The organism is Enterobacter sp. PP-008-ECC_S150, from assembly GCF_045257065.1.
Classification (GTDB): Bacteria; Pseudomonadota; Gammaproteobacteria; order Enterobacterales; family Enterobacteriaceae; genus Enterobacter; species Enterobacter chengduensis.
In genome coordinates, this window is sequence record NZ_JBJHHG010000049.1 from 1 (window position 1) to 4987 (window position 4987).

Below are 4987 nucleotides of genomic sequence, written 5' to 3' on the forward strand. Positions count from 1 at the left end.
ATTTTATATAATATAAAACACATTTCTTACGTCATGATATCATTCGCTTTCCCCAACATCAGAGAATGGTACATTTACGCAAGTGAAGTTCTTTTTATTAAAATTAATACACCCCATTTCAAATAGAATAAACACTCTTCTCCGGAGAGCTTTAACTAATAACCAAACCATTTTTAACTTCGGTAAAGGATATATTTTTGCATTTATACAAGACTATCTCTCTCCATGAAGCCCCATATCTAAAATAGTTCCTTTATAAGTTACCTGGTTTATTAATAGCATCGCGCAGAGCCTGCTCTCTTAACTGCACTCGCTGTTTAAATGCGGGTGGATAGAGAGGTTTGCTTTCAATTTTAAAATCATCGATAAAAATCATATCGTGGAGTTGATTGTTAAACGACTCGGGAACGTCAATCACATAGCGCCCGATGCACTGCGGTTTAGTCTGCGCAAACAGACTATTTATCACGGGACCGCCCTTCTGTACTGGCGTGGATGCCGTAGCCTGGGCAATAAAAAACAAACCGGCAGCCAGTGATGATAAAGCCATATACTTACAGATACATTGCATGATGACCACTCCTGCTCATCATGCCTGGCTGGCTCTCCGGAAGAAACGAAAACCATTCCAGGCACCCATCTTGTTTCTTCATTTATAGCGCAGGGAATTCACCAGCCGGTCCCAGATTTCTATCATCTGTGCTTCGCTGTAGCGTGTTTTTTTATACTCGCTGGTGAGTCCAATGCTAAATTTTGGCTTGTCTGCGGTAGCATCACGCTCATTGGCCTTAAAATCAAAATCATAAAATGTATTTTTTTCATCCTGCCCCAACGCTGGATTTCTGATGGTTTGGGTACCACCAAACAACCATGACTCTGCAGGAATACCGTTCGGTGAGAGTGCCACTTTCTTTATGGTGTACTGATTTGCCGTTTTAAGTGCCTCATTAATCTGCGCACTACGGTTAAACAGGGTGTCCTCTGAACCAGGATATTTATTATTTGTATACACACCAAAAACAAAATCATCATTTTCATACCGGAATGTAATTTTTTCAACATGCTGACTACCATCATCCCGGATAAACCCATTTGGAATACACACACCTTTAACCGACGGAACATCCTCATCTTTTCTGCCGCTAAGCCGTGATATCAGAGACTGCAGGGCAGCCAGCTTGGCTGGCTTAGTGTTGGTCTCTTCCTCGGTAAAACCAGCATTAAGATATGATTTTTTTCATACGCATATTTACCAGCAGACAAGTCTAAAATCTTGGTAGTAATAATAAAAGCGATTCCATTTACATAAACATGAGCTTCCAGATACCGGAATGAATCCGCAGAGCCAAAGTTGTTTCGATCATAAATAATACCTTTATCGTTATGTATTCTAATAATCTGTTTTATAAAAGGTGCATTTTCTGGATCATTCCCAGGCTTATTTATTGCTTCATTAAGCTCCTGCTCTCTTAACTGCACCCGCTGTTTAAATGCGGGTGGATAGAGAGGTTTGCTTTCAATTTTAAAATCATCAATAAAAATCATATCGTGGAGCTGATTGTTAAACGACTCGGGAACGTCAATCACATAGCGCCCGATGCACTGCGGTTTGGTCTGCGCAAACAAAGTATTTATCACTGGACTGTCCTTCTGCACTGGCGTGGATGCCGTAGCCTGGGCAATAAAAAGCAAACCAGCAGCCAGTGATGATAAGGCCATATATTTACAGATGCATTGCATGGTAACAACTCCAACTCAGCATGCCAGGCAGGCTCCCCGGCAGAAACGAAAAACCATTCCAGGCACCCAGCTTTTTTCTTCATTTATAGCGCAGGGAATTCACCAGCCGGTCCCAGATTTCTATCATCTGTGCTTCGCTGTAGCGCGTTTTTTTGTACTCACTGCCGAACCCAATGTTAAGATTCGGCTTATCCGGTGTCGCATTACGCTCATTAGCATAAAGCATAAAATTATAGAATGTGTTCTTTTCATCCTTTCCCGTTGCCGTATTTCTGATGACCTGTGTACCACCAAACAACCATGACTCAGCCGGAATACCGTTCGGTGAGAGTGCTACTTTCTTAATAGTGTACTGGTTTGATGTTTTAAGCGCCTCATTGATTTGCACACTACGGTTAAACAGCGTGTCTTCTGAACCCTTAATTGTGTTATCCATATCGACACCAAAAACAAAATCATCATTTTCATACCGGAATGTGAGGCTTTCCTTATGGTTTTCGCCATCATCCCGGATAAACCCATTTGGAATACACACACCTTTAACCGACGGAACATCCTCATCTTTTCTGCCGCTAAGCCGTGATATCAGAGACTGCAGGGCAGCCAGCTTAACTGGCTTGGTATTTGCATCGGCCTCAGTAAAACCTCTTGCTAGATATTTTGATTTTTTTTCACTGTGCTTTTTATCTGAAAAGTCACGAATATCCGTAGTAATTACAAAGGCTGTCATGCCTGAATAAACATGAGCTTCCAGCTTTCTGTATATATCCGGAGCGCCCGATTCATTGCGATCGAAAATAGTGCCTCTGCCATCAGGAAGTTGAATAACCTCTTTTAAAAACGGGGCATTTTCAGGTTTGTTACCTGGTTTATTAATAGCATCGCGCAGAGCCTGCTCTCTTAACTGCACCCGCTGTTTAAATGCGGGTGGATAGAGAGGTTTGCTTTCAATTTTAAAATCATCAATAAAAATCATATCGTGAAGTTGATTGTTGAATGACTCGGGAACGTCAATCACATAGCGCCCGATGCACTGCGGTTTGGTCTGCGCAAACAAACTATTTATCACTGGACTGTCCTTCTGCACTGGCGTGGATGCCGTAGTCTGGGCAATAAAAAGCATGCTGCCCGCCATAAGGGATAATGCTGTGAGCTGTCTAATGGTCTTCATGGTTTCGGGATCTCCTGGACCATTTTCACAATGGCTCTGAGAGTAAACTGCAGGGCCGGCCTGGCCTGTATATCCTTAATGCTGCTGACGTCATAGGCGCCTTGGTGGTCCACGCCGATAGCCAGAACGCTTTTGATTTCGCTGTTACGGCAAATCGCGCTCAGCGATTCCACCGGCACCGTGCCATCGCCTGGCGTATTTGATGAGGTGATCACATACATCTGAGAACGATTAAAAGGCAGGGGGATCTCCCGGTAGTTGTTGGGCAGCTTTCTGTCACTTTCATGCCTGTTTTTCGGGTAAGTAATGGAGGTTTTCCTCCACATAAGAGTACCGTCTGAATCGATTTTATTACCATAAAAGGCATAAGTATTCGGATGATAAAGATTATCCAAACTTTCAATATATGGTTGGACATTTTTATCAATGAGATCGTTGTACTCAATCCAGTTACTCTGACTCACCGCCTCATCCTTATCGATAATGTCGGACTCATACAGGCGGTACCACAGCGTCTTGTTGAGGTAAATCTCCCCGAAAGGATCCCCGGCTTGCGGTAGTTTTACATCGCTGCCGTCTTCGCCAGCCCCTTCCACGCTCAGCCAGGGCGCTCCGGAAAGGTATTTCGCCGAAGGTAAGAGCTGAAGCGGCGCGGGAGCCCTGGCCAGGACCGGCATCAGCTCTTCTGCAGTATTACCCAATACGGCTCCGGCCATGCCTTCCTGTTTTGCGCCAACCTTCATGCGGCGGTACGCTGCCGGTGAGCCAAGATCGGGGATCACCCCATGCACTATACCCAGAATCTTATCTTTTGCGCCCAAAACCTGGGACGCATAACGCGCCACCAGCCCGCCCATTGAATGGGTAACGATAATGACTTTTTCCTGCCCGGCGGGAAAGGGCATGCCGTGGCCGCGCTGATTTTTGTAGAGGCTGATAATCCTGTCGATAAAGGCAACCAGTCCTTGCGCCGAGGTTTTATTATCCTGAAGCCAGTTATAGCCATAGACATGAACCGGGAATAAAAAGTTCTTGAAATGGTTCAGTTCCTGCTGAGTCAGGATGGATTCGCCGGTAATTTCAGTATCTTTCTCTTCAGACAGCGATTTGCCGACCAGCTGACTTAATACCCCATTTTTCTCCGACGTTGATTTACCATAGTGAACAAGATCCTGCTGCCAGTCATCCAACAGCGCACCTTGTAAAACGCTTATAAATTTACCGTAGCTGAAGGATAAAACCTCTCCCCAGCCCCTCTCCCGGCGGGTTGTAAATAATTTGCCGTCATCGGAAAGCGGAGAATAGAGGGTCTGGTTAATATCCCCACGATTATCCACCTTTGTGGTGTCGGGATTAAGTAATTTTCTTCTGCGCTTTCCGTCTACTCCCGCCCATTTAAGAAATACGCCTCCCAAACTATCGCCACGCCAAATATCTTCGGTTTGTGAGGCTTTGTTTGCCATCAAATTGGTCCCCATCACTCCAGGAAGGAAGATAACGGGGATCGCTTTGACAGGCGGCTGCAGCAAAACAGCTTTAGCATTCTCTGATTTTTTCTGATTCTGTATGCCAGGCCAGTAGACTTTTCCATTGTCGTCCCATTCTGGTTTTATGTAGATCATCGAGGGACTGCTCTCATTACCTGTCGTATTTTCTTCCGTCATGAATTCCGTCCTTTTTCCGTTCAGGAAAATAATCTTCAGGAAGACCTTCGTGACAATCAACACGGTGCTTTCCCCGAAGATATACTTCGAAATAACGCAACGCCTTATGCTTTATCAAGCAAAGAGGCGTTGAGAGAATCGATATTAATATTATTCTGCATCGCAGTGGCCCCTGAAGCGGAGGTTGCCAGACTTTGCTGCGTGCCATCCCCACCTGTTAAACCCAGTGTCAGACCAGCCACCGGCGAGTCATCCGATAACCGCCTGACTTCAGGCGTTATGGCAAATTCGGCGTTTTCCCAGCTCTGCATTGCCTGGCTTATACTCTGTCCGCCAAACTTCTGCCACACCGCCCCGCGCTCGATGATTTTGTCCGGCGCCGCACACTCCACCGTTCCGTCCGCTATCCGGA

Annotated in this window: 4 protein-coding genes and 2 pseudogenes; all 6 read right to left on the minus strand. The window is 45.4% G+C overall.

What is annotated here, in order from left to right; genetic code table 11:
* Window positions 1-259 precede the first annotated feature (259 nt).
* Window positions 260-571 (minus strand): annotated as a pseudogene (locus ACJBF3_RS25740) (hypothetical protein); the annotation flags it as partial.
* 78 nt (window positions 572-649) lie between these two features.
* Window positions 650-1105, minus strand: coding sequence for a T6SS immunity protein Tli4 family protein (locus ACJBF3_RS25745; protein ID WP_406545297.1), 456 nt, complete (start codon window positions 1103-1105; stop codon window positions 650-652).
* 50 nt (window positions 1106-1155) lie between these two features.
* The gene (locus ACJBF3_RS25750) at window positions 1156-1740 is read right to left on the minus strand and encodes a hypothetical protein (protein WP_406545298.1); all 585 of its coding nucleotides are present in this window, start codon (window positions 1738-1740) and stop codon (window positions 1156-1158) included.
* A 79-nt stretch (window positions 1741-1819) separates the two neighbouring features.
* Window positions 1820-2911, minus strand: coding sequence for a T6SS immunity protein Tli4 family protein (locus ACJBF3_RS25755; RefSeq protein WP_045332186.1), 1092 nt, complete (start codon window positions 2909-2911; stop codon window positions 1820-1822).
* Window positions 2908-4575 (minus strand): acetyltransferase, encoded by a 1668-nt coding sequence (locus tag ACJBF3_RS25760; RefSeq protein ID WP_045332191.1) that lies wholly within the window; start codon window positions 4573-4575, stop codon window positions 2908-2910. The genes ACJBF3_RS25755 and ACJBF3_RS25760 overlap by 4 nt, the downstream gene beginning before the upstream one ends.
* Window positions 4576-4679: 104 nt before the next feature.
* Window positions 4680-4987 (minus strand): annotated as a pseudogene (locus tag ACJBF3_RS25765) (type VI secretion system tip protein VgrG); the annotation flags it as partial.

What these genes read in the sequence shown, in the direction of transcription:
- ACJBF3_RS25750 (WP_406545298.1), bottom strand. Translation starts at nt 1,740, where the DNA reads ATGCAATGCATCTGTAAATATATGGCCTTATCATCACTGGCTGCTGGT.
- ACJBF3_RS25755 (WP_045332186.1), bottom strand. Translation starts at nt 2,911, where the DNA reads ATGAAGACCATTAGACAGCTCACAGCATTATCCCTTATGGCGGGCAGC.
- ACJBF3_RS25760 (WP_045332191.1), bottom strand. Translation starts at nt 4,575, where the DNA reads ATGACGGAAGAAAATACGACAGGTAATGAGAGCAGTCCCTCGATGATC.